This is a genomic window from Dactylosporangium cerinum (genome assembly GCF_042653625.1).
Classification (GTDB): domain Bacteria; phylum Actinomycetota; class Actinomycetes; order Mycobacteriales; family Micromonosporaceae; genus Dactylosporangium; species Dactylosporangium cerinum.
In genome coordinates, this window is record NZ_JBHSIU010000037.1 from 228,484 (window position 1) to 251,979 (window position 23,496).

Genomic DNA, 23,496 nt, shown 5'->3' on the forward strand with positions numbered 1-23,496 from the left:
CAACGGCTTGCCAGAAATTGTCTGTTAACAACCGTTGACAATCAGCGTCCGTGGAACTGATGCTGAGAGCGCTCTCACACTGCCAACCTGAGAGCACCTTGTGCGCTGAGAGGAATCCATGAAAACGGACCACGCAAGTCCCGCATCCGGCAGGACCGGCCAAAGGGTCAGACTCATGACCATCCCGATCGCCGTCCTGCTCCTCGGCAGCACCTGGCTGGTCAACGCGCTGCACGCCGAGGCGGCCGCCCCGCCGACCCCAGCCGGGTGGACCCAGACCTTCCTCGACGACTTCAACGGCACCGTGCTGAGCGGCAACTGGCGCCACAGCGAGGGCACCAGCTATCCGGGCGGTCCGGCCAACTTCGGCACCGGCGAGGTGGAGACCAACTCCCGCAACAACGTCTCGCTGGCCAACGGGATCATGAGCATCACCGCCCGTGGGAACGGACTCAGCGGCTGGACCTCGGACCGGATCGAGACCAACCGGCAGGACTTCCAACCGCCCGCGGGCGGCAAACTGCGGGTCGAGGCTCGACTGCGGCTGCCGGAGGCGGCCAACGGACAGTCCAACGGCTATTGGCCGGCGTTCTGGATGCTGGCCGGGGCCTACCGTGGCAACCTGTGGAACTGGCCCACGGTCGGCGAGATCGACATCATGGAGAGCGTCAGCGGCCTGAACCAGACCTGGCAGACCATGCACTGCGGCTGGCTCGATCCCGCACAGGGACCGAACGTGTGCAACGAGAAGAACGGTGTCGGCAACAACGGCTCGGCCGGTCCGTGCGGGCAGGGCCCGCTGTCGTGCACCAAAGCGTTCCATACCTACACCATCGACTGGAGCGATGCCGACAAGTCGGTGACCTGGTATGTCGACGGGCGGCAGGTGTGGCGCACCCAGCGCGGCGTCAACATCCGCGCCGACGCCTGGGACCTGGGATTCAACCACGGGTTCTTCATCGTGCTGAACCTGGCCATCGGCGGGGAGATGCCGGCCAACAACGGTGTACCCCTCAACGGCGCGACCACCGGCGGCGGGCACTACGACGCCGACTACGTCACGGTGTACACCGGCGGCGCGAACGCTCCGTCACCCGGCGCCACACCGCCCACCACCAGCCCGACCGCAAGCCCCACCGCAAGCCCCACCGCAAGCCCGACCGCGAGCCCGACGACAGGACCGCCGACAGGACGCGACGCCTACAGCACCATCCAGGCGGAGTCGGCCAACCAGGTACAGGGCACGACCACGGCGGGCACATACGTCGGACCCGGTGGCAACGCCGACTACCTCCGATTCGACGGTGTGAACTTCGGCAACACACCGGCAAGGCAGTTCAAAGCACAGGCCGCCTCCGGCGCCGCAGGCGGGGTTTCGGGCCTGGTCGAAGTCCGCGTCGACAGCCCAACCGGCCCGGTACTGGGCAGCTTCGCCATCGCGAACACCGGCGGCTGGACGACCTTCCGGAACATTCCGGCCAACATCACCGCCGTCACCGGCACCCACACGGTCTACGTAACGCTGACCAGCGGCCAACCCGCCGACTTCGTGAACCTCGACTGGATCACCTTCGGTCACTGACCGAGTACCTGGTCCTCGGGCTGAGGGGCGGGCGGCCCAGCGCTCGCCCCTCACACCATGCGCGAAAGACGGGTATAGCCGAGCAGGACTACCTGTACGACGTCGCTCAGGCTGGGCGCCGCCACCGTTCGAGGACCCGGTCGATGTCGTTGCGAATCCGCTCCCGGGCCTGCTCCCGTGGCAGACCGGCCATCAGCAGCTCGTCGTACGTGGTGTCCTCGTGCCGCACCGAGGCGTTCACGGCCCGGGTCGCAGCGTCCGGGTTGAGTCTCCGACCGGCGGCGCTGCGCCCCACGGTGGGGGAGCTTCGCTCCACCCACACCCCCTCAAGAGCGTCGCGGGCTGGGGTTGTCGGATCGCTCGCCCGGCCTGTCGTCCTCGGGCAGCTGGGCTGTCGCCCTAGCTGGAGCTTGGGCTTGCCGTTGTTGTGGCTGCGGGTGGCATTCTGGCGCTCCACGCCGGCGCGACCGCCGATCCGCAGCAGCCTGGCGACGTGGCGCAGCAGCGTCGGTGAGCGCAGTTCGCTGCCCATGAGTCCGGCGATCGGGCCGATGTTGTCGCCCAGCCGTCGCAGGGACGCCAGGTAGGCGGTGCGGTCGGCCGAGACCGCGAACCCGTCGGCGGTGACCGCAGGGTCCCGGTGCGCCACCGTCACCCGCCCGTCGTCGGCCACGCTCGCGCACAGCCAGCCTTCGGTGTTGTGGTACCGCAACCCGTGCTCGGCCAACGGTTGCCGCAGGCGTGCGAACGCCGGCCCGGCCAGGAACAGTGGATGCCACGACGAGTACGTGTCGTGCAGGTAGCCGGGTAGCGTGCGCTCCTCGGTAGCTATGAACCCACCGAGGTCGCGGTTGCGTTCGACCAGCGCGACGGACCACCCGGCCAGGGCTAGCTCCGCGGCGGCGACCATTCCGTTGATCCCGGAGCCGATCACGACGGCATCGACTGTCACCACCCCACCGTGCGTCCCGGAAACCCGACCCGGTTCACCCGCATTGTTGTATATGCGTGTCTCGGGCTTCCTTCGCTGGCCGGTCGACGGGCAGACGTCCGATCAGTGCGGAGCCGGCGACCATGATCGAGGGGTTCGCATGGTGCATCGTGCGGCCCACCGACCTGGGTCGACCCTGCTCGCTTGCCCTTCGGGCCGCTCGCCGGCGGTCGGTGGATTCCCCGCGCACGGCTTCGCCGTGCTCCCCGGTGGGGAAGCTTTGCTCCACCCACACCCCTCAAGACCGCCGGGTGGCTGGGCCTGCCGCGTTGGGCGCCGTGCTCTACCCGCACCTCCTCAAGGCCCGTGGCGGGCTGGACCTGCTGCGTACGTCGCCGCCGGGACCGTCCGCGTGCTGCGGGCTCGGGCGGGACCTGTCGTCTGGCTGCCGTCTCCTGGCGGTCCGGTCGCGAAGGCTCAGGCGTTGGGCTTGTCGGCCTCGCGGAGGCTGGGCCGGCCGCCACCTCAGGCCCGGGGCCGTCGGTCGTCTTGAGCGCGTCGTTCTTGCCCGGCTGCTTGATCGTCGGGTGCTCCTTCAAGGCCTGTCACCTCCCTTCTTGCCGGCCGGTGAACTGCCCTTAGAAGTGCCGTTGTCTCTGTAGGGAACCGTAGCCGTGGGGTACGACAGTTCCGGCTCGGGTGAGCTTCGTGCTGGCTCTGGCCGGCGTTCGGCTTCGGGGTACGGCTGCTGGTCGAGCTGTGGCTGCTCCGGGCCGGGCCGGGCTGTGCCGGGAGGCGCGTGCTCGACCGTTTGCCGGCCTTGTTGAGCGACTCGGCCGCCTGGCGGAGCTTGGCGAACGCCTCGGTGTAGACCGACTCCGGCTTGCCGCGTGCGAAGACGTAGGTCTCGTCGGCGAGGCATTTCCGTTCGACCATGGCGGCGGTTTCCAGAACGCCGGGATAGCCGCGGTCTGCGTGTCGACTGCGTGTTGGTCATGCTCAGTGAGCTCCGGCGGATCGGTCGTGCCGGCGCCGGCGTCGCCGACTGAAACGCCGGATGGCGGCGCGTGGGTAGGCTCCGCACCGCCGGACTCGTCCCCGCCTGTGCCCGGTCGCCGGCTTGTCCCTCTCCGGCACGCGGCGGCCGGACTTACCGACCGCCGGCCGGGTCGGCCCGGGCTTGATCCGGATCGGCGTAGGGGTTCTGCGCGATCGGGTACTGCGCGGTCGGCGCCATGTGAGCGCTGGGCGTGCCGTACACGCCGGGATGACCGGCCTGCCTCGACACCTCGTGGCCGATGACCTGGGTGGGCGCGTGCGGGTATGCCAGTTCGCCGTGCTGCTGCGGTTCGTCCTGATCGGTCTGGACGCGCTGAGGTCCGCGCCGCCACACAAGCGTGCCGATCACCCCGATCCCGCCGAGCAGCAGCAGCGCGCCGATTGTGTACGCCAGCCAGATCATCGAGCCACCGCCGCCTGGCGAGCCGGCGCCGGAAAGCGGCGACTGGTCGATCGGAGCTGTGCCGTCGGTCGTTGCCGGGAAGTCGCTGACCGTTGGCGTCGAAGCCGGCTGGGTCGGGGTCTGCTGTCCCGCCGCCACGATTGAGGACCTGTACGGGCCAGCCGAGGTGACGCCCCTGCGGTCCCGCCTGGGCTGCACCTGCATCGAAAGCGTCAGTGCGGCGCTGGGCAACTTCTTGCTGAACGACAGTTGGTAGGTGATGTTCAGTTCGCCGCCGGGCTGCAGCGCGAGCGCCCCGAAGTCGATTTGCTCGGTTGCTGTGACGGCACCGCTGTGTGCACCGCGCTGGGTGAACGTCCCCACGTCGCGCGGTCCGCCGGGCGTGCGCTGACGTTGCAGGTCCACCAGGTCGCCAACGAGGCCCTCGGCCTGTATCAGGAACGACACGTCGACGTAGCGGAGGACCTCCTGGGATTGGTTGACCAGGTGGACTGTGAAGGGCGTGGGGTCGCCTCCGCCGGGGAACTGTGCGGGCAGGTCGTCAATGCTCACCTGACAGCATCTCTCGCCCTCGGCGAACGCCGACGATGCCACGGCGAGGACCGTGGCCGGCACGACGATGAGCACAGCGACGAGTAGGCCGCCGAACCGGGCCTTCGCGACGCTGGGACTGAACCGTTTACGCCGCATATGACCGATCCTTACCGACGTGCACCGACGCCCGCCATCGGCAACGCGCCACGCTACGTCGATGCGCTGCGCCAGGCAAGCCGCAATGCCCCCGATCCGCGCCGGGTCAGGCGCCGGCGGCCAGCGCTCATCGACGTCTTGCGGTGGTCAAACAACCGGCCATCGGGCCACCGGCGATCTGCGCGGGGCGGTTCGCATGGTGCATCGTCCGCTCCGAACGTCCGGTTCAGGAAGCGCTGATCGCGATCCGGTCGATCGATGGCGCCTGGCCGTCGGGGTTGCCGACGGTCACCGCATTGCGGCCCTTCTTGAGGGTGATCACCACTGCGGTGCGCGTGCAGCAGGCGCTACCCGCAGCGGTGGCGACCGTGACCGAGCCGCCGCCGGCCACGCTGATCACCGCTGTCCGGGAGGTGTCGCCGTCGTCGTGGACGACGTACAGCGTCATGGTGTACGTGCCGCCCTCCGGCACGGTGACATCGGAGAAGGTCAGACTCCCGGTCTTCTTCGAGCCCGGTCCCCAACGACCCAGGTTCCGCACGATCCGGCCGCCCGACGCACCCGCGTACGCGATGGCCTCCGCGGAACCCGCCAGCTCGACGGAGGCTGCCTCGGCCTCCAGTTCGATCGGCTGGAACGCCCGTCGGGTCGCCGAGTGCGACAGCGAGGGTGACGACTTGGGGGCCGCGCTCTGGCTCTGGCTCGGGCCGGCTGACGACGCGGCGGTAGGCGGTGCAACAGCGGGCACGACGTCACCCTCCGCGTTGCGGGCGCGGCCGGCGTCCGGCGCTGAGGAGCACGTGGCCAGCGATGTGACGACGATGACGCCGAGCGCTACCAAGGCTGCCAGGAACCACGGCAGACGCCGCCGGACTGATGTTGCCTGCCGGTCGTGGTCAATGAGCCCTGGCGGGTCGGTTGGGGCGGCGCCGGCGTCGCCGACTGCGACGCCAGGTGGCGGTGCGGGGGCAGGCTCCGCGCCGCCGGCCTGGACCTCCGGGGTGCCCGGTGATCGGCGAACGATCGGTTCGGGCAGCCAGGGACCAGTTCGCAGGCGGCTGGTGTCGCTGTCATCTCCGGTCATGGACCCTCAATCTAGGCCGCGCGATGTTGGGCATGCGGACCGGTCCGGGTCGACGAAACATGTCCCTCGCGGACCAGACGACCAGGGCTGGGTCCTCACGTCCCGTCGCCGCCGTGAGCGGGCACGGAACGCCGGAACCGGGCAGCCGACGATGACGATTGACGACGCGGGCGTCTGGGACGGAAGGGACCGGCGGTCACGGGCTGCTTCCGCGGGTGCGCTCATGCCGTTACTCCCAGGTGCTTGCCAGGTCGGCGGGTTGCCGGCGGACCAGGACGGCTGCTGGGATCAGGCTTGCGGCCAGTGCGATGGCGAGGCAGGTGCCGGCGATCGCGGCCAACGGCCACCACGGGACCGCGAGGAGCACGTCCGGGTTCCTGACTCGCAGCGCGAGCACGAGGCCGGCGACCGCGGGCACCACGGCGACCACGGCCAGCACCGCGCCGAGTGCGGTGACGAGCACGGCCTCCGCGCCGATCGTGCGCAGCACCTGGGCGGGCGTCGCCCCCGACAGCCGTAGGACCGCCACGTCGCGGGCCCGCCCGCTGGTTGCCATGAGCAGGGTGTTGGCGATGCCGATGGCGGTGTAGAGCAGGGCCATCCCGAGCAGCGCGACGGTGGCCAGGGTGTTGAGCCGGTCGCCCTCGGCGTCGAGGGTCGCGTGGAACTGCGCGGTCGGCATCAGCGTGCCGCCGCCCGCCGCGGCTGCGGCCGTCGCCGGGCCGGTGTCGGCGCCCGGCTCGAGGTCGAGGTAGACGAGGTCGGCGAGTGGCGCGCCGGTGTGCCCGGTGAGCAGGGCGGCCGGCAGCAGCAGCGTCCGGGCCAGGTCGATCTGGTCGTCGACGACGGCCACCACGCGCAGCGACACCTCGGTGGAGTCGGCAAGCGCGATGCGCAGCGGGTCGCCGAGCCGCCAGCGGCCGGCGGGCACCGCGACCGTGCCGGTGCCGGTGAGGTCGTCGAGGCTGCCGGCGACGACCGGCAGGTGCACGACGCGGGACAGGGCCGGGCCGTCGACGTAGCGGCCGGTCCAGTCGTACGGCGGGTTGGGTCCGTGCACGTACACCGGCCGGTCGGTGACGGCGACGCCGGCCCGTACCCCCGCCGCCTGCGTCACCGCGGTCACGGTCCGCTCGGAGACCGGCCCGGTGACGACGGCCGGGGCGACGATGCGGTGCTCCGCGGCGGCCCGCCCGGTCTCGGTGATGGTGGACTCGCCCGCGAGGGTCCCGGCCGCCAGGCCGATGGTGACGACGATCGGTGCGACGGTGGCCGCAGTGCGGCGCATCGCGGTCAGCGCGCCGTGCCGCACCAGGGTCCCGGTGACGCCGCCGGTGGGCGCCGTCAGCAGCCATACGAGCGGCCGCAGCAGCACCGGGGAGAGGATGGCGCAGCCGGTGATGAGCAGCAGCACCACGAGGAAGAAGTAGCCCGTGAGGGTGGCGGTGTCCACTGTGGAGAAGGCGACGGCCAGGGGCACGGCGGCACCGACGGCGAGCAGGCCGGCGATCCATCGGCCGGTCGTCATCGCGCGCTGGTCGACGGCGGCCTCCCGCAGGGCCTCGGTCGGCCCGGTCCGGCCCGCCCGCCGGGCCGACAGCCACGCGGCGACGAGCGCGACGAGCAGGCCCACGCCGATCGCCGCGGCCACCGCCCACCAGATGAACCGGGCGGTGTGCCCGGGCGGGGCGAGGCCGACGGCGGCGAGCCAGCGGGCGAACGGCGCGGCGACGGCGTAGCCGAGGGCGGCGCCGGCCAGGCAGGCGACGACGGCCACGGTCATCGCCTCGCCGAGCACGAGCCGGCGGACCTGGCGGGGCGTGGCCCCGGCCGAGCGCAGCAGCCCGAACTCGCGCCGTCGGGTGGCGACGGCGTAGGCGAACGTCGACGCGACGATGAACGCGGCGACGACCAGGCCGATGCCGGCGCTGTTGCCCAGCACGATGAGCGTGGCCGCGCGCAGCTGATGGTCGGGGTCCGGGGCCGCGTCGACCCGGTCCGGGCCGCTGAGCACCCGGACGGCCCCGCCGGCGACGGCGCGGACCTGCCCGGCCAGTGCGGCCGCGGTGGTGCCCGGGTGGGCGGTGAGCGCGATCGCGGCGATCCGGTCGCCGGCGAGCTCGGCGGCGACGGCGTCGGTGGTGTAGAACGCGGCCGGCGCGGTCGTGTCGAGCACGCCGCTGACCACGAACTCGCGGGGCCCGGCCGCGGTCTGCGCGGTGACCCGGTCGCCGACCCGGTGGGCGGTGGGCGAGGTGAGCACGATGCCGTCGGGCCCGGCCGGAGGCCCGCCGGCGGCCCAGGTGAAGCGGTGCAGGGTCGCGACCGACCAGGGGTGGATCCGGTCGCCGGGCTCGCCCGCGACGGTGGCATAGCCGGCGTGGTCGACGACGAGGTCACCGTCCACGGTGGACAGCTGCCGGAGCAGGTCGGCCGGCAGCGCCCGGGACTCGGCGGTGTCCGCAACGCCGGGCGCCCCCGTGGCGTCGGTGTTGCGGGTGGCGTTGTCGGGGGTGAGCGTGGCCGAGGCTGTTCCGGCGACGACGACGTCGGCCCGGGCGAGCCAGGCAGCGCGGCCGTCGCCGGTGCCGAGCGCGCTGAGCGCGGACAGCGCCGACGCGGTCAGCAGCGCGACGCCGAACGCGAGCGCGACGAAGCTACCGGCGAAGCTGCCCGCCCGGGCCCGGACGGTCTGCCAGGCCAGGGCGATCACGACGGGGTCTCCGGCCGAGTCATGCGGTCACCACGGGGCTGACCCGCCTGCTGCCCGGGCGCGCTGAGTGCGGACAGCGCCGACGCGGTCAGCAGCGCGACGCCGAACGCGAGCGCGACGAAGCTACCGGCGAAGCTGCCCGCCCGGGCCCGGACGGTCTGCCAGGCCAGGGCGATCACGACGGGGCCTCCAGCCGGGTGCTGGCCCCCGGATACGGACCGGACATGCGGGCAGCGACCGCCTCGGCGGTGGGTTCGGTGAGCTCGCCGGTGACCCGGCCGTCGGCGAGGAACAGCACGCGGTCGGCGAAGGACGCGGCGAGCGGGTCGTGGGTGACCATGATGACGGTGAGCCGCTCCCGGTCGACGAGGTCGCGCAGGATGCCGAGCACCTGCCGGCCCGCGGCCGAGTCGAGCGCGCCGGTGGGCTCGTCGGCGAAGACCACCTCCGGCCGGGCGATGAGGGCCCGGGCGACGGCGACCCGCTGCTGCTGACCGCCGGAGAGCTGCGCGGGGCGGTGCCCGGCGCGGTCGGCCAGCCCGACCATGCCGAGCGCGTCGAGGACCGCCGACCGCTGCGGCCTGCGCCCGGCCAGCCGCAGGGGCAGGCCGACGTTGAGCTCGGCCGTCAGCGACGGCAGCAGGTTGAAGGACTGGAAGACGAAGCCGATGCGGTCGCGGCGCAGCAGGGTCAGCTTCGTCTCGCTGAGCTTGGCCAGGTCGTGCCCGGCGAGCAGCACCTCGCCGGCGGTGGGCCGGTCGAGGCCGGCCGCGACCTGCAGCAGCGTCGACTTGCCGGAGCCGGACGGCCCCATGACGGCGGTGAACGTGCCGCGGCCGAAGTCGGCGTTCACCGAGCGCAGCGCATCGACCTCGCCGGACCCGCTGCCGAAGACCTTCCGCACGGCGCGCAGCGAGACGGCCGGGCCCGCGGCGGTCACGGCTCCACGACCGGCCGGCGGTCGCGCGGATCGCGGCGAGGCACGCCACCCGCCGCCGTCATCACACCTCCCGCCCGAAGAGGCCCGCGACCCGGCGCTGCCAGGCCGGCATGAACCGGGGCGGGCGGGCCGGTGCGTGGTTCCGCCCGTGGCGTGGCGAAGGCTGCGGGGCGCTGTGGGCCGTCGTGCCCTGGTGTCCGCCCTGCTGTTCGGTATGCGCGGGGACGCCGGGCAGCCGATGGGTCGTCCGGTGCAGCAGGGCGCGGAACGAGCGCTTGGTGGTCATCGTCAACCCCGTCTCTATCAGTGATAGGGAGACTTTAGCATTGATAGAGTGGCGATGGGAGGTACCAAGGTGGCGCTGGACCGACAGCGGATCGTCGCCGAGGCCGTCGCACTGCTGGACGCCGAGGGACTCGACGGGGTGACGACCCGCAAACTCGCCGCGCGGCTCGGTGTGCAATCACCGACGCTGTACTGGCACCTGCCCAACAAGGCGGCACTGGTCACCGCGATCGCCGACGCGATCCTCGACCAGGAGTTCACCGACATGGCACCACCCGACCCGGAGCAGCCCTGGCAGGACTGGCTGGGCGGCCTGGCCGGGCGGCTGCGCCGGGCGCTGCTCGCCCACCCGGACGGCGCCCGGGTCATCTCCGCCGCCCAGCTCTCCCGCACCATGGCGGCGATCTCCGAACTGGCCATGAGCACCCTGGTGGCGCGCGGCATCCCGCTGCGACAGGCCCGCGTGATCGTCCTGACCGTCGAACGCTTCACCGTCGGCCACGTCCTGGAGGAACAGGCCCCCCGCCCGGACACCGACGCGCTCAAAGGCTTCGACCTGGCCACCTTCACCGAGCAGCACCCGACCCTGGTCGCCGCGATCACCGACTACTTCCAGCCCGGCCGCACCGTGGACGACCTGTTCGGCGACTGCCTGGACGTGGTCATCTCGGGTGCCGCGTCGAAGACGGCTGCGCGCTGAGAGACGGTGGCCCCGGGCGACCATGCGGTGGTCAGCTGCAGAAGGTGAAGACCTCCTGGCGGAACTCCGATTGGGACTGGACGAGGTATTCGGGGCTGTGTGCCCCGCCCCAGCGGATGCACTTGCCGGCGGCGTAGACCTTGACCGCGGCGTAGTACTTGAACGTGCCGCTGTCCTGGATCCAGCCCTTGCCGTCGCCCTCGACGTCGATCTCGGCGACGACGGGCGACGGGGAGCCCGCTTCCCATTGCACGATGGTGGCGACGCAGTTGTAGCCCGCGCGGTACATGACGTAGATCTTCGCGGCGTTGCGGAGCTGGGCATCGAGCCGGGACCCGAGTTACGGCGGGCCCAGCGCCTGGCCCTGCTGGGACAGGCCGAGCCCGCCCCACCCCGGGACGTGGTCCACCGGCCGGAGCCGCCCCGGCAACTGCCCGCCGACATCGTCCCGTTCGTCGGGCGGGTGGAGCAACTGGCGCTGCTCGACTCGATGATCACGCCGGCCGGTCCGGAGCCGTCCCGGACCGCGGGCATCGCCGCGATCAACGGCACCGCGGGGGTGGGCAAGACCGCCCTCGCCGTGCACTGGGCGCACCGGGTCGGCGGCCACTTCCCCGACGGTCAGCTGTATGTGAACCTGCGCGGGTTCGATCCAGGCGATGCGATGGACCCGGCCGCCGCGATCTGCGGCTTCCTCGACGCCCTGCACGTCCCGGCCGACCGCCGCCCCGCCGATCCGCAGGCGCAGGCCGGCCTGTACCGCAGCCTGCTCGCGACCCGGCGCATGCTCGTCGTCCTGGACAACGCCCGCGACGCCGAGCAGGTCCGTCCGCTGCTGCCCGGCGCGGCGGCACTGACGATCGTGACCAGCCGCAATCCGCTGCTCAGCCTCATCGCGATCGAAGGCGCCCGGCCGCTGGGGGTCGCGCTGTTCACCGAGGAGGAAGCCGGTGAGCTGCTCAGCGGTGCGCGGGTCGCCCGTGATCCGCAGGCGGCGGAGGAGATCGCCGCCAGGTGCGCGAGGCTACCGCTGGCGCTGGCGATCGTGGCGGCCCGGGCCGCGGCCCATCCCGCCTTCCCGCTCAGCGCGCTCGCCGACGAGCTGCGTGGGGCGAGCGGCGGCCTGGCCCGGTTCACCGGCGGCAACCCGGCCACCGATCTCAGGGCGGTCCTGTCCTGGTCGTACCGGACCCTCAGCGACCCGGCCGCGAGACTGTTCCGGCTGCTCGGGCTGCATCCCGGGCCGGAGTTCGGGGCGGCCGCCGCGGCGAGTCTGGCCGGGGCCACCCGGGCCGCACACCGAGATCCTGCTGCGCGAGCTGACGGACGCGCATCTGGTCACGGAGCAGGCACCGGGCCGGTTCGCCCGCCACGATCTGCTGCGCGCCTACGCGAGCGAACTCGTGGGTGCCGCGGAGGCCGAGGCGCAGCGGCGGGCGGCCGTCCACCGCCTCCTCGACCACCAACTGCATTCCGGGCAGGCGGCGGCCGCCCTGGTCAACCCCAATCGCGATCCGATCCACACCGACGATCCCGGGCCCGGGGTGGAGCCCGAGGTGTTCGCCGACGACGAGCAGGCCCCGGGAAGGTGCCTGCCTGTTCGCCCTGGTGGGCCTGGCCGAGCGGTTCGGTTTCGACGGCCACGTGTGGCGTCTGGCGTGGACGCTGGAGGAGGCCTACCTGGGCAGCGGACGCTGGGACGACCTGGCTGCCGCCCACGGCGCCGCGCTGCGCGCGGCGGTCCGCCTCGACAACCAGGTGGCGCGGATGCAGGCGCACCAGGGGTTGGCCCGGGTCCACGCCGGGCTGGCCGACTACGATCGCGCCCGCCGGCACCTGTGGCAGGCCATGCGGTTGTGCGCGGAAACCGGCGACCGGGCCGGGCAGGCCCGCGCCCATCTCGGACTCGGCTGGATCTACGACCGGCAGGGCCGTTCCATCGCCACGCTGCACCACGCGAGCCGGGCCCGGGACCTGTACCGGGCACTCGACCACGAGGTCGGGTACGCGCGAGCGCTCAACTGCGTCGGGTGGGGCCAGGCGAGGCTCGCCCGCTACGACGAGGCCCTGGCCAACTGCCGGCAAGCCGTGGCGATCCTGCGGGAGACACGCGACCAGATCGGTGAGGCCAACGCGTGGGACAGCATCGGATTCATCCATCACGGGCTCGGCGACCACCGGCGGGCGGTCAGCTGCTATGAGCAGGCCGTGGGCGGATACCGGCAGCTGCGTGACCGGTCGGCGGCTGCGGCCACCCTGGCCCGGCTCGGCGAGACCCACCGGGTGATCGGGGATCATCGCTCGGCCCGCCGGGCGTGGCGGCACGCCCTGAGCATCATGACCGAGCTGGGCCACGTCGAGGCGGCCGACCTGCGGGTCAGGATCGACGGGTTGGGCGGGGCATAGGGGCGCGCACGAGGACGGCGCCGGGAGCCCGGCGCCGTCCCCCTGGGTCCGAGCGCTAGTTGCGGTACCGGAAGAGGATCCGGCCCCTCGTGAGGTCGTACTGGCTGAGCTCGACCAGCACGCGGTCGAACGGCAGGATCTTGATGTAGTTCTTGCGGATCTTGCCGCTGATGTGGGCCAGGACGATGTGGCCGTTGGGGAGCTCGACGCGGAACTTGGCGTCGCGCAGGCACTCCAGGACGGTGCCCTCGAGCTGGATGCCGTCGGTTGCCTTGGGCATCAGTGGATCACCAGCTCGAGGTTGCTGCCGGCCCGGCGCGCGCCGGCGGCCTCGAAGAGGGCGATGGCCGCCGTGTTGGCCTCGTGCACGTCCGCGGAGACCGTCCCGGCGCCGCGGGCCTGGGTGGCCGCCAGGATCTCCGCGAGCAGGGCGCGGGCGATGCCGCGGCGGCGGTGGTCGGACCGGACCGCGATGAGGCCGATCTTCGTGTGCCTCGGCAGCAGGGCCAATCGGGCCAGGCCGACGTAGGCGCCGAGCTCGGTGGCGACCGCGTAGTGGGTGGGGTCGAGCGGGCGGGACAGCACCGCCGCCGGCATCCGGTCCCAACCGATCGTGGCCTCGATCTCGGCGCGGATCGTGCGGTCCAGGTGCCGCAGCGGGTCCAGCTCGGCGGTGCCGACGGGCAGGAGCGTCAGGCCCGGCGGTGGTGCCGCGCCATCGCCGCCGCTCGGCATGACGTACTCCCATTCGCGGCGGCGGGTGGTCAGGCCGGCCTGCACCCACCGGGTTCGCAGGTCGAGGTCGGCCTCGTCCACGACGGTGTGCAGCGGCCGGGGCAGGGCGGCCAGCATGGCCTCGGCGAGGTGGGCGAAGACGTCGTCGTGCCAGGCGTCGACGCTCAGGAAGAGGCGGCCGTCCGGGCGGGGCGAGGCGTCGCCGCGGCCGACCACGAGGTCGTCGTCGAGGGCATGCCACTGCCGCTCGGCGACGCGCGTGATGACGAGTGTGTTCATCGGTGTCACCTTTCGGGAGATCCCAAAGGGACGCTCCCGGGCGGCACCTACCGCAGTCGCCCGACCGTGACGGGAATGGGGAGCACCCACATTGCTACAAGGTTCACGGTGCTCACCCCCTCAGGCCGGACCACGGTCGCCGGAACGCTACCCCCGACACCCGCCGCCCGTCCAGCGATTACCCGATCACGGCGCCATGACGGTGACCGGGTTGGACCTTGGTGACTCGCCGGCGGAGTTCAGGGCGGTCACCTCGAAGGTGTGCTCGCCCGCGGGAAGGTTCACGGCCAGGTACGCCGGCCCGTAGCTCCACGCGATCCGGGTCCCGTCGCAGTAGACGTGGTAGCCGTCGCCGGCGGTCTGCACCGCCTCCCAGGCCAGCCAGACCTGGCCCGGCGCGGGGGTGGTGGCGACGAGCGAACGGGGGGCGTACGGCGGGGTGTCCTGGGCGGGCATGAGGTTCGCGGTGACGGGCTCGGAGAGCGCCGACTCGCCCGCGGTGCTGACCGCCGACACCGCGAACACGTGCGAGCTGCCGGGCGCGAGCCCGGTCAGCACGACGGAGGGCTCGGAGCCCGCGGTGGTGGCCCGCAGCACGCCGTCCTGATGGATCCGGTACCGGCTGGCACCGGGCGAACCGGTCCAGGTGAGCCGCACCGAGTGGCTGGTGGTCTCCGACGGCGCGAGGTCGATCGGCGGCACCGGGACGGTGGTGCGGCTGTCCGGGCCGGAGAGCACGAGGTCGTCGGCGGCGAACGCGGCCTGGGCGTACCAGCCGTGCACGTGGACGCGGACATCCGTGGTCGTCGGGCCGGTGGTGAAGGTGACGGACAGCCGGGTCCACTGACCGCTCGGCGGCGCCCAGGTGCCGCCGAGTTCGGTCCCCAGGAAGGCGTATCCGCCCCGGACCCAGCCGGAGAGGGTGTACGTGGCGCTCGGCCGCACCGGGACGGACTGCGCGCATTCGGCGGTCGCCGTCAGCGTCGGGGTGCCGGTGAGCGAGTACTGCCCGGAGTGGCCACCCCAGGCGGCGGTCGTGCCCGCGTCGCAGGTCCATCTGGCGAGCGGCCGGCCGTGCGCCGCCGACTCGAAGTCGGAGTTCGCGAGCAGGTTGGGTTGCGGCGGTACGGCGGCGGAGGCGGCCGCCGGCGCGACGATGAGCGCGCCCACGAAGGCCAGGCAAGCGGTCAACCGGTGCACAACGCGCTCCTCATCCAGCAACCGAAATCCAGGAACTGAAGTCCAGGAACCGGACCGCCCGCCGACTCGGCCGCGGTTCTGTAAGGAAACCTTCCTGAACCATGGATGTCAATGCAGAACACGAGGCCGGCCGCACCCGTGAGGGGTACGGCCGGCCGCGGTGTGTTTCGGGAGTGCCGTGTCAGGCGGAGTCGTCGACGATCGTGAAGGTCAGCGGGCCACCGGGGAGGGGCTGGCTGCGGGGATCGCCGAGGACGTCGTAGAAGGTGGACAGGTAGCTGGAGTCGCTGAGCTGGAAGCCGACCTGGTACTCGCCCGGACCCATGCCGTTCCACCAGGGCAGGTACAGGTACATGGTGACGGTGCCGTCGGCGGCCTGGCCGGTGCCACCGAAGGCCTGGCTGACGACCTCGCCGGCGGCGTTGTAGATGTAGTAGGCGTAGCTGTTGATGGGCGCGGTCAGGATCTCGGCGTGCACGACCAGCTGCACCGAGGTCCCGCTCAGCTCGCTGAGCGGGATCGAGGTCTGGCTCAGCGTCGCGCTGGTCGCGACCGGCGGCGTGGTGTTCGGCACCCGCTGGAACGCGAGCCCGGGGTCCGGCGCGTTGTACAGGGTGCCGTAGAGCGCCACGTTCGCCGCGCCGTCCACGACGGCGATGCCGGTGACGGTGCAGCCCTGGCTGGAGGAGAAGACGCGCACCGGGACCGAGATGGTGCCGTCGGCGTTGACGGTCGTGGCGCCCCACTGGGTGCAGCTGTTGTCGCTGAAGTTGACGTAGACCGCGGAGACGCCCTTCGTGGCGCCGGCGGCCGACAGGGTCAGGCTGCCCATGACGTCGCCGCGCCAGTTGTTGACCGGGTTGGGGCTGAGGGCGAAGCCGCTCGCGGTGAGCGTCGCGTTCGACGTCGCCGTCACGGACTGGGCCGCCGGGTTCTTGAAGGTCGCCTGCCGGCCGGCGTTGTCGATCACGACGATCTGCGCGACCCGCCAGTTGCCGGCGGCGGACCCGGCCGGCAGCGTCACGGTGACGCCGCAGTAGAGGTCGTAGACGTTGCCGCCGCTGAAGCCGCCGCCGCAGGTGACCGCGGTGCTCATCTCGGACTTCGTGTACTGGAACGGGGTGGTCACGCTCTGCCCGCCGGGTCCGGCCAGCTTCAGCGTGCCCTTCCAGAAGCCGGTCTGCCAGTCCTGGATGTAGAAGGTGTACGTCACCTGCGCGCTGGTGCCGTTGACGTAGACATAGGGCCGCAGCGGCGACGAGTTCTGGTACAGCGCCAGCCCGCTGATGGTCGGGGCGCCCGAGTCGACCGCTGCGGTCGTCGCGATCGTGGAGCCGAAGGTCTGGAGCTTGGCGGCGCCGACCGTGGCGGTGTTGCCCAGGTTGTCCTCGAGGGTGACCTTCGTGACCTTCCAGGTCACCGACGACGAACTGGCCCACTGCGGGACCACGAACGTGTAGGCGTAGGTCGACTCCTGCGGGGTGCCGTCCACGTACGCGCCGATGTCGCTGCTGCAACAGGTGTTGCCGTAGGAGAACGGGATCACGAAGTCGTGTCCGACGAACGCCCCCGCGGCGTCGTCGTACATCCGGATGGTCACGTGCCCGGACACCTGGACGGCGTCCTGGCTCGAGTCCTTGACGGTCCACGTGAGCGCGTCGGCGACGGCGCCGGCGGTGGAGTTCACAGTGGACTGTGCGAACGACAGCGCGGACAGCGACAGCTTCCCGCCCGGTCCGGCCGCCTGCGCCGTGGACGCCACGCCGGTGACCGCTGTGGCGGCCACCGCCAGCGTCACCGCCCCGCGGATGAGGCCGCGGGTGAAGATGGAGATCATGATGGATTTGTACCACTGGCGCCGCTCGATGTGCGTCCCGCCTTCCAGAACGCCAGATGCCCACTGAAACCGGCGCACGCCGGGCGTAAAGGGCCGGCGGCGCCCGCACCCCGGCGAACACTTTTCCGGCCTCCGGCGAACTCCAGGTGTGATGCAACTGTGGACGACGTGGAGGAGGCGGACTTGGTCGTGGTGATGCACCCCGGCACAGCGCATGGGCCCTACGCCGACGCCAACCTCATCGAGCAGGCGAAGCTGGCGCCCGAGCGGTTCACCGCCGTGTTCGACCGGCACTACCGGCAGATCTACGCGTACGCGGCCCGCCGCCTCGGTCCCGACCTGGCCGAGGACGTGGCGTCGGAGACGTTCCTGATCGCGTTCGACCGCCGGCACACCTATGACAGCGCGCGCGCCGACGTGCGGCCGTGGCTGTACGGCATCGCGTCGAATCTCATCGCCCGGCACGCGCGGGCCGAGACGCGCCGGTACAAGGCCCTGGCGAAGTCCGCCGGGGCGCAGGAGTCGGACGACCACGCCGACGCCGTCGCGCGGCGGCTCGACGCGACGGCCGTGCGCGGGCGACTCGCCGACGCGTTACGGCGGCTGCCCGAGCCGGTCCGAGCGGTGCTGCTGCTCGTGGCATGGGCGGGGCTCAACCAGCAGGAGGCCGCGGCGGCGCTCGACATTCCCGCCGGCACGGCCAGGTCCCGGTTGCACCGGGCGCGTCAGGAGATGCGGCAGGCGCTCGGCGCCGAGATCGAGGTGAGCGAGTGATGGACGTGAACTTGCGAGAGGTGTTCGGGGACGACCCGGTGCCCAGTCAGGAAGCGGAGCAGCGGGCCCGGGCGGCCCTCCAGCGGCTGATGTCGTCGAAGGAGCAGCGAGTGACCAGCACCAACCGGCGCCGTTTCGTGATCATGGCGGGCCTCGCCGCGGCGGCCGCCGTCGCCGTCGTGGCCGGGGTCGCCGTCGTGGTGACGAAGGACGACAAGCCCGCGCCGGCACCGGACGCCCTGCCGTTCGCCCGTCCGGTCAGCGCCGCCGAGTACCTGGAGAACGCGGCCTGGACGGCCGAGCGCAAGCCGTGGAAGGACCCGCGGCCGGACCAGTTCATGTACATCGAGACGCTCCAGCTGCGCAACAAGCCGGCCTACGAGAACGAGCACCCGAACGAGGCGATCAGGCCCGACCTGAGCGAGAACCGCAAGATCCAGGAGTGGTGGAGCGTCGACGGGCAGACCATGGCGAGCTACAAGGACGGCCGGCTCGTGGTGAAGCAGCGCGGGGAGAACGGCGAGTCCTGGGACCGGATCGCCTGGCCCACGATCACGGCGATGACCAGCCCCGGCAAGGTTCCGGACGCCGTGCCCGGGCCCGGGTCGCTGGCCGTCGAACTGGACGCGTTCATCGGCCAGTACGTCGTGCCGCCGGCCGTGCAGGCGGCGATCTACCGGCACCTGGCGCAGTCGCCCGGGATGACGGTCAACCCGGACGCGGTGAACATCGACGGCCGCCCGGCGATCGGTCTCGGCCGGATCATCGAGGGCTACCTGTCCGAGGAGCTGCTGTTCGACCGGGAGACGTACCAGCTCATCGGCGAGCGGCTGGTCGCGATCAAGGACCACGTGACCCACGGCGACGACGCTGACCTCGTCAGCCACCGGGGCGACGTGTACCGCCAGGCCGTCTACGCAAAGTTGATCATCGTCGACCGCCCCGGCGACACGCGGTAGCCGGGCCGGAGTGCGGCGGAGGGACCGCCGCACTCTGCCGCACTCCAGGCCGGTTCAGGCGAGGTGGGACACCTGATAGTGGGCGATGTGCCACCCGTCGCCGCCGCCCCGGACGATCACGCACAGGTACGCCGCGAGGGGCGGGCGGTCGGGGAACGAGAACTCCACGGACGCGTAGCCGAGGACGAGGTCGTCCGCGAGGCGGCGGGTCTCGCGCAGCTCGTAGGCGGCGGTGAGGCCGATCGGCTGCGACGCGTAGTACCCGGCGACGGCGGCCGGGCCGACGCCGTACGGGCGCATGCCCTGGAAGATGGCGTCGCCGGTGAACAGTGCCGCGACGCGGTCGGGGTCGTGGGCGTCGACGGCGGACTTCCAGCCGTCCAGGACGGTGCGCAGAATGCTGTCCTCGGTCATGAGCTGCTCCTTCGGCAATGTGGGAGCGGTCAGTGGCCGGCCGCCTGGCCGCCGTCGACGTGCAGGATTTCGCCCGTGACGAAGCCGGCGGTCTCCAGGTAGAGGATCGCGTCGACGATGTCACTGATCTCGCCGATGCGGCCCACCGGGTTCAGCCCGGCGAGCGCCTCATGCGTCTCCGGCGCGTGCATCGGGGTGCGGATGATGCCGGGCGAGACCGCGTTGACCCGGATGCCGCGGGTGGCGTACTCGACGGCCAGGGACCTGGTGACGGCGTTGATGCCACCCTTCGTGAGCGACGCGAGGGCCGACGGCACGCCGGAGTTGGGGTGGTCGACGAGGCTGGCCGAGACGTTGACGATGTGGCCGCCACCCTGGGCCAGCATCGCCGCGACCGCCCGCTGCGACACGTCGAAGAAGCCGCGCAGGTTGACGCCGGCGACCAGGTCGAAGTCGGCGGCCGTGTAGTCGGTGAACGGCTTGGCGACGAACACGCCGGCGTTGTTGACGAGCGTGTCGACCCGCCCGAACGCGTCCAGCGCCTGCTCGACCACGCGGACGCCGACGGCTGGGTCGGCGATGTCGCCGGCGACGGTCAGCAGCAGCGGGTCGTCGGACGGCGCGATCGACCTGGAGTTGGCCACGACGGCGTAACCGAGCTTGCGGTACGCGGCGGCGACGGCCGCGCCGATGCCCTGGGAGGCACCGGTGACGAGGGCGACGTGCGGAGTGCTCATGGGGAAGGTTCCGTTCTCTGATCGGGACGGGCGTGACTGCAGCCTGGCTCGGTCCGGCCCCGGTCCGCACGACCGGCTTGCTCACTGCTGGTAGGCGAAGCCTCCTACCCCCGATTCGCGCCGCAATACGATTCGGTGGTGGAGTTACGGCAGCTGCGCTACTTCGTCGCCGTGGCCGAGGAGCTGAACTTCGGCCGGGCCGCCGGGCGGCTGCGGATCGCCGGCCCGTCGCTGTCCCAGCAGATCAAGAGCCTGGAGCGGGACCTCGGGGTGCGCCTGTTCGACCGGGACCGGCGCTCGGTCGTGCTCACCACCCGGGGTGAGGCACTGCTGCCAGGGGTCCGCGCGCTGCTCGAACAGGCCGACGAGCTGCGGCGTTCAGCGGCCGGCATGGCGGCCACCGAGCCCGTGCGTCTCGGGTACGTCAGCTGGTGCCCCGCCGACCTCGCCGCCCGCGCCTCGGGGGTGGCGAAGGTCCACGTCGACGCCTGGGTGATGCCGTCGCACACGCAGGCGTCGCGGGTCGCCGACGGCGGGATCGACCTGGCGATCTGCTGGGTGCAGCACGACGACCTGGTGGCCGGCGGCCTCGACGCCCGCCTGATCGGGGTGGACCGGCTGTTCGCCGTCTCCGCCGGCACCGACGCCGCCGCCGTGCCGGCGAAGGACACGCTGGTGCTCATCGACGCCGACACGGCCAGCTGGTCGTCGTGGAACCGGTACGCGGAGCAGTTCGCCCGCGACACCGGCGCCCGCATCGTGCCCATCGACGACGGCGGGGTGACCGGCCCCGCCTTCTTCGACCACGTGCGCCGGCTGCGCCGTCCCGTCCTCAACTGCCCGAAGGGCCAGTTCGCCGTGCTGCCGCCGGACCTGGTGCCGCGGCCGGTCACAGCCCCGGAGCCGTGCTGGACCTGGGCGCTCGTGTCCCGGGAAGCCGAGACACGGGCCGCGGTCCGCGCCGCGGTCGACGTGCTCACCCGCGACGTCGGCACACTCGGCCTCGACACCGGCACCAGCTGGCTCCCACCCGGCGACCCGTTCCGCCCTGACGTCCAGGCTGCGCGGCGCGGCGGCTGATCCGCGCACAGCGTAGGCATCCTCAGGCAGGTCGGCGGGGCCCGCCCCATCCGACGATCACCACCGCGTAGGTCAGCAGGGCGTGCGCGGCGGCGAGGGGTGGGCTGTCGTCGCCGAGGACGACGAGGGCGGTGTCCACCGCGACGGCACCGAGCAGCAGCAGCGCCGTCCGGTCCCGGCGGACCGCGACCGCCACGATCGCCAGCAGCGGCAGCACGAGGAACTGGAAGGTGGCGTACACGTCGGGGGTGCTGCTCGCCTGCGCCATCATGGCGGGCCAGATCGACCCGCCGCGGCCGTGGGTGAGGTACCCGTGCGCCCAGCCGACGACCGCCGCGAGTGCGAGTGCCGTGCCGGCCGCACCGGCCGCCACCAGTGCCGGCGCCCAGTGCCGCGGGCGGACGGGCAGGACGGCGGCACCGACGATCACGAAGGCCGCCGCCTGCCACGCGACGGCGGGCACGCCGGGCAGCGCCTGGACGGCGACCCCGAGCGCGACCACGCCGGCGCGGGCCAGTTCGGGCCGGGACCGCAGTAGGAGCGCTACCAGTACCAACGCCAATGCCAACGCGGGCGCGACGACCTGGACCGTCAGGCGCTGCACCGTGAGCGCCGGGCCCCAGTCGAGCCACCGCTCGGCGGACAGGAGCAAGGGCTTGTCCAGCACACCGTGGGACTCGTCGTCGTAGGAGCGTTGCCGTGACGGGTTCCCGACACCGGCCCGCCCTCCGGTCTGCATCCACCGGTTGAGCCCGGCCACGAAAGCGGCCAGCGCCATCGCCTGCACGGCGACCTGGGCGGCGACGAGCAGCGAGAGCACCGTGTGGAGGCGTCGCATCCGCCCACTGTGCGCCCGCCCCGCAAGTCCCCGAGGGCATCGGCGTAAAGATCTTCGCAACCGCTGCGCACCGTCAGACGTGTCGATGGTGCCGCCCGACACGGGAGGCGGCCATCAGGGGGGAAGGACAGTGTGACCACGACAATGACACGCGGCGACACGAAGCCGAGCGTCGATCAGCACAGCGACTTCGACGAGTTCTACGCGGCTGCGTTCCCGGTCCTGCGATCACAGCTCTTCGCGTATCTCGGTGACCGGGCCGAGGCGCAGGACGCGGTGCAGGAGGCGTTCTGCCGGGCGTTCAGCAAATGGAAGACCATCAGCGCCTACGAGGATCCGTCCGCCTGGGTCAGGCGGGTCGCGTGGAACGTGGCGACCAGCCGCTTCCGGCGGCGGCGGACCGCGCTGAACTTCCTGCGCAACCAGCGTGAGGTGCACGCCGAGGAGCCGTCACCGGACCGGGTGGCCCTGGTGGCGGCACTGGCGAAGATCCCGGCGCAACTGCGCAAGGCAGTGGTGCTGCATTACATCGGCGAGCTGTCGGTCGCCGAGATCGCGGCGCAGGAAGACGTCGCGGAGGGCACGGTCAAGAGCTGGCTGAGCCGGGGGCGCGCAGCGCTCGGCGCGCAGCTGGCGGAGCGCAAGGAAGGTAGGAGCAATGTCTGAGTTCGACGATCTGATCCACGGTGCCCTCGACGACTTCCGCGACGCGGAGGCCGGCATCCCAGCCGTCACCCCCGGCACCGCCGCGGTGCGGGCCACGGTCAAGCGCCGCCGCGCGGTGCGGTTCACCACGCTCAGCGTCCTGGGCGCGTTGCTGATCGTCGCGCCGATCGCGGCGTTCGCGGCCGACCCACACGGCAACAACCCGCCCCCGAACCCGGCCGGCTCGGTGACGTCGGCGCCGACACCGACGCCGGTCGGGTCGGACCCGGCGGGCCCGTCCACCGCGCCGCCGACGGCCACCCCGCCGGACGGGGTGATCTCCGTGGCGCAGCTGCGTGCGGTCAAGGTGGACTTCTCGGCGTTCCAGGTCGGCGACTGCCCGACAAAGGCGGTGACGCTGCTCGGCAGCGCGCCCGCGAACGGGACCAAGGCGTGGGTGACGAAGGTCGTGCACACCAACCTCGACGCCGACCCGGCCCTCGAGACCGCCGCGCTGATCCTGTGCCGGCTGGGTGAGACACCGGAGAGCCAGGTCATCGCCTTCGACCGGGACGCGTCCGGCGCCATCGTCACCCTCGGCACCGTCATCTCGGAGGGCCCGCGGGCCAACGTCCGGGACATCACCGCCCGCGACGGCGGTGGCGTGGTCGCCGACGTCTCGGACACCATCGCCTGCTGCGGCTCGTCCCCGGACGACGAGCGGCACCAGCAGCGCGAGTACGGCTGGGACGGCACGAAGTTCCGGCAGCTCGCCGGTCCGACCGCGTTCGGCGACCCGGCCCGGGTGACGGACCTGCGGATCACCGTCACCGCCGTGACCCTCGGGCCGGTCACCGACGGCAGGCGCACCGGCACCGCCACGGTCACGGTGAAGAACAACGGCCCGAAACCGTCCGGCCGCTTCCGGGTCAACATCAAGAACTGCTCGTTCGCGTGCAACGCCGACCCCGCGGTGTTCGACCCCTCGCTGTTCGGGGCCGGCTCGGTGCCGCACGCGCCGCTACCCGCCGGCGAGCAGATCAGCATGACGATGACCATCACCGTGGTGGACCCCGCGTTCACCGGGGGCACGTTCGACGCCACGGTGGAGGCGATCGGGCTCAACGACCGCAAGGGCATCGACGACCTGCACCCGGCGGACAACACCGCCACGGTCCGGATCCGGGTGAGCTGAACCCGGTCGT

Annotated in this window: 24 protein-coding genes; 8 read left to right on the top strand and 16 right to left on the bottom strand. The window is 72.2% G+C overall.

The features are described 5' to 3' along the window. The first annotated feature begins 175 nt into the window (after positions 1–175). A complete protein-coding gene (locus ACFPIJ_RS27655; RefSeq protein ID WP_380118831.1) occupies positions 176–1,582 on the top strand; it encodes a carbohydrate-binding protein in 1,407 nt (468 codons plus the stop codon). Between the two features lie 106 nt (positions 1,583–1,688). On the opposite strand, the gene ACFPIJ_RS27660 is transcribed toward ACFPIJ_RS27655, so the two are convergent. The 7 genes from ACFPIJ_RS27660 to ACFPIJ_RS27690 all read right to left on the bottom strand — a co-directional run bounded on the left by ACFPIJ_RS27660 (position 1,689) and on the right by ACFPIJ_RS27690 (position 9,688). Further along, the gene (locus ACFPIJ_RS27660; protein ID WP_380118833.1) at positions 1,689–2,534 is read right to left on the bottom strand and encodes an FAD-dependent oxidoreductase; all 846 of its coding nucleotides are present in this window, start codon (positions 2,532–2,534) and stop codon (positions 1,689–1,691) included. A gap of 1,129 nt (positions 2,535–3,663) precedes the next feature. Further along, the gene (locus tag ACFPIJ_RS27665; RefSeq protein WP_380118835.1) at positions 3,664–4,602 is read right to left on the bottom strand and encodes a hypothetical protein; all 939 of its coding nucleotides are present in this window, start codon (positions 4,600–4,602) and stop codon (positions 3,664–3,666) included. A 289-nt stretch (positions 4,603–4,891) separates the two neighbouring features. Further along, complete coding sequence (locus tag ACFPIJ_RS27670; RefSeq protein ID WP_380118837.1) at positions 4,892–5,749, bottom strand: carbohydrate-binding protein; 858 nt, start codon at positions 5,747–5,749, stop codon at positions 4,892–4,894. A 229-nt stretch (positions 5,750–5,978) separates the two neighbouring features. After that, a complete protein-coding gene (locus ACFPIJ_RS27675; RefSeq protein ID WP_380118839.1) occupies positions 5,979–8,462 on the bottom strand; it encodes an ABC transporter permease in 2,484 nt (827 codons plus the stop codon). Then, on the bottom strand, positions 8,459–8,641 hold the full coding sequence (locus ACFPIJ_RS27680; protein ID WP_380118841.1) for a hypothetical protein: 183 nt from the start codon (positions 8,639–8,641) through the stop codon (positions 8,459–8,461). Before ACFPIJ_RS27680 ends, ACFPIJ_RS27675 begins: the two co-directional genes overlap by 4 nt. After that, positions 8,638–9,402, bottom strand: a complete 765-nt coding sequence (locus tag ACFPIJ_RS27685; RefSeq protein ID WP_380118843.1) for an ABC transporter ATP-binding protein — start codon at positions 9,400–9,402, stop codon at positions 8,638–8,640. The genes ACFPIJ_RS27680 and ACFPIJ_RS27685 overlap by 4 nt, the downstream gene beginning before the upstream one ends. 61 nt (positions 9,403–9,463) lie before the next feature. Further along, on the bottom strand, positions 9,464–9,688 hold the full coding sequence (locus ACFPIJ_RS27690; protein ID WP_380118845.1) for a hypothetical protein: 225 nt from the start codon (positions 9,686–9,688) through the stop codon (positions 9,464–9,466). Positions 9,689–9,742: 54 nt separating this feature from the next. Here ACFPIJ_RS27690 and ACFPIJ_RS27695 point away from each other — a divergent pair, with 54 nt between their 5' ends. Beyond that, positions 9,743–10,387, top strand: a complete 645-nt coding sequence (locus ACFPIJ_RS27695) for a TetR/AcrR family transcriptional regulator C-terminal domain-containing protein (RefSeq protein WP_380118847.1) — start codon at positions 9,743–9,745, stop codon at positions 10,385–10,387. A 31-nt stretch (positions 10,388–10,418) separates the two neighbouring features. On the opposite strand, the gene ACFPIJ_RS27700 is transcribed toward ACFPIJ_RS27695, so the two are convergent. After that, a complete protein-coding gene (locus ACFPIJ_RS27700) occupies positions 10,419–10,676 on the bottom strand; it encodes a hypothetical protein (protein WP_380118849.1) in 258 nt (85 codons plus the stop codon). 51 nt (positions 10,677–10,727) lie between these two features. Further along, positions 10,728–11,096 carry a hypothetical protein gene (locus ACFPIJ_RS64585; RefSeq protein WP_465252338.1) on the bottom strand — a complete coding sequence of 123 codons (369 nt, stop codon included), beginning with the start codon at positions 11,094–11,096 and terminating at the stop codon, positions 10,728–10,730. A gap of 899 nt (positions 11,097–11,995) precedes the next feature. Here ACFPIJ_RS64585 and ACFPIJ_RS27710 point away from each other — a divergent pair. Further along, complete coding sequence (locus ACFPIJ_RS27710; protein WP_380118851.1) at positions 11,996–12,793, top strand: tetratricopeptide repeat protein; 798 nt, start codon at positions 11,996–11,998, stop codon at positions 12,791–12,793. A gap of 55 nt (positions 12,794–12,848) precedes the next feature. Here the strand turns inward: ACFPIJ_RS27710 and infA are convergent, their stop codons facing one another. The 4 genes from infA to ACFPIJ_RS27730 all read right to left on the bottom strand — a co-directional run bounded on the left by infA (position 12,849) and on the right by ACFPIJ_RS27730 (position 16,844). Next, positions 12,849–13,073, bottom strand: a complete 225-nt coding sequence (gene infA / locus ACFPIJ_RS27715; protein WP_203847703.1) for a translation initiation factor IF-1 — start codon at positions 13,071–13,073, stop codon at positions 12,849–12,851. Beyond that, on the bottom strand, positions 13,073–13,807 hold the full coding sequence (locus tag ACFPIJ_RS27720; RefSeq protein ID WP_380118854.1) for a GNAT family N-acetyltransferase: 735 nt from the start codon (positions 13,805–13,807) through the stop codon (positions 13,073–13,075). Before ACFPIJ_RS27720 ends, infA begins: the two co-directional genes overlap by 1 nt. A gap of 186 nt (positions 13,808–13,993) precedes the next feature. After that, entirely contained in the window at positions 13,994–15,007 is a 1,014-nt protein-coding gene (locus tag ACFPIJ_RS27725) for a fibronectin type III domain-containing protein (protein ID WP_380118856.1), read from the bottom strand. A 181-nt stretch (positions 15,008–15,188) separates the two neighbouring features. Then, positions 15,189–16,844 carry a hypothetical protein gene (locus ACFPIJ_RS27730; protein WP_380118858.1) on the bottom strand — a complete coding sequence of 552 codons (1,656 nt, stop codon included), beginning with the start codon at positions 16,842–16,844 and terminating at the stop codon, positions 15,189–15,191. Positions 16,845–17,003: 159 nt separating this feature from the next. Between ACFPIJ_RS27730 and ACFPIJ_RS27735 the strand changes: the two genes are divergently transcribed. Further along, positions 17,004–17,618, top strand: a complete 615-nt coding sequence (locus tag ACFPIJ_RS27735) for an RNA polymerase sigma factor (protein WP_380118860.1) — start codon at positions 17,004–17,006, stop codon at positions 17,616–17,618. After that, the gene (locus ACFPIJ_RS27740) at positions 17,618–18,577 is read left to right on the top strand and encodes a CU044_5270 family protein (RefSeq protein ID WP_380118863.1); all 960 of its coding nucleotides are present in this window, start codon (positions 17,618–17,620) and stop codon (positions 18,575–18,577) included. The genes ACFPIJ_RS27735 and ACFPIJ_RS27740 overlap by 1 nt, the downstream gene beginning before the upstream one ends. Positions 18,578–18,631: 54 nt before the next feature. Here the strand turns inward: ACFPIJ_RS27740 and ACFPIJ_RS27745 are convergent, their stop codons facing one another. Both ACFPIJ_RS27745 and ACFPIJ_RS27750 read right to left on the bottom strand, forming a co-directional pair. Then, positions 18,632–18,991, bottom strand: a complete 360-nt coding sequence (locus ACFPIJ_RS27745) for a YybH family protein (protein WP_380118865.1) — start codon at positions 18,989–18,991, stop codon at positions 18,632–18,634. Positions 18,992–19,020: 29 nt separating this feature from the next. Then, entirely contained in the window at positions 19,021–19,728 is a 708-nt protein-coding gene (locus ACFPIJ_RS27750) for an SDR family NAD(P)-dependent oxidoreductase (protein ID WP_380118867.1), read from the bottom strand. Between the two features lie 138 nt (positions 19,729–19,866). Here ACFPIJ_RS27750 and ACFPIJ_RS27755 point away from each other — a divergent pair, with 138 nt between their 5' ends. Beyond that, entirely contained in the window at positions 19,867–20,808 is a 942-nt protein-coding gene (locus ACFPIJ_RS27755) for a LysR family transcriptional regulator (protein ID WP_380118869.1), read from the top strand. A 22-nt stretch (positions 20,809–20,830) separates the two neighbouring features. On the opposite strand, the gene ACFPIJ_RS27760 is transcribed toward ACFPIJ_RS27755, so the two are convergent. After that, the gene (locus ACFPIJ_RS27760; protein ID WP_380118871.1) at positions 20,831–21,646 is read right to left on the bottom strand and encodes a hypothetical protein; all 816 of its coding nucleotides are present in this window, start codon (positions 21,644–21,646) and stop codon (positions 20,831–20,833) included. Between the two features lie 144 nt (positions 21,647–21,790). Between ACFPIJ_RS27760 and ACFPIJ_RS27765 the strand changes: the two genes are divergently transcribed. Beyond that, the gene (locus ACFPIJ_RS27765; protein WP_380119166.1) at positions 21,791–22,312 is read left to right on the top strand and encodes a SigE family RNA polymerase sigma factor; all 522 of its coding nucleotides are present in this window, start codon (positions 21,791–21,793) and stop codon (positions 22,310–22,312) included. Then, positions 22,305–23,486, top strand: a complete 1,182-nt coding sequence (locus ACFPIJ_RS27770) for a hypothetical protein (RefSeq protein ID WP_380118873.1) — start codon at positions 22,305–22,307, stop codon at positions 23,484–23,486. Before ACFPIJ_RS27765 ends, ACFPIJ_RS27770 begins: the two co-directional genes overlap by 8 nt. The last annotated feature ends 10 nt before the right edge of the window (positions 23,487–23,496 follow it).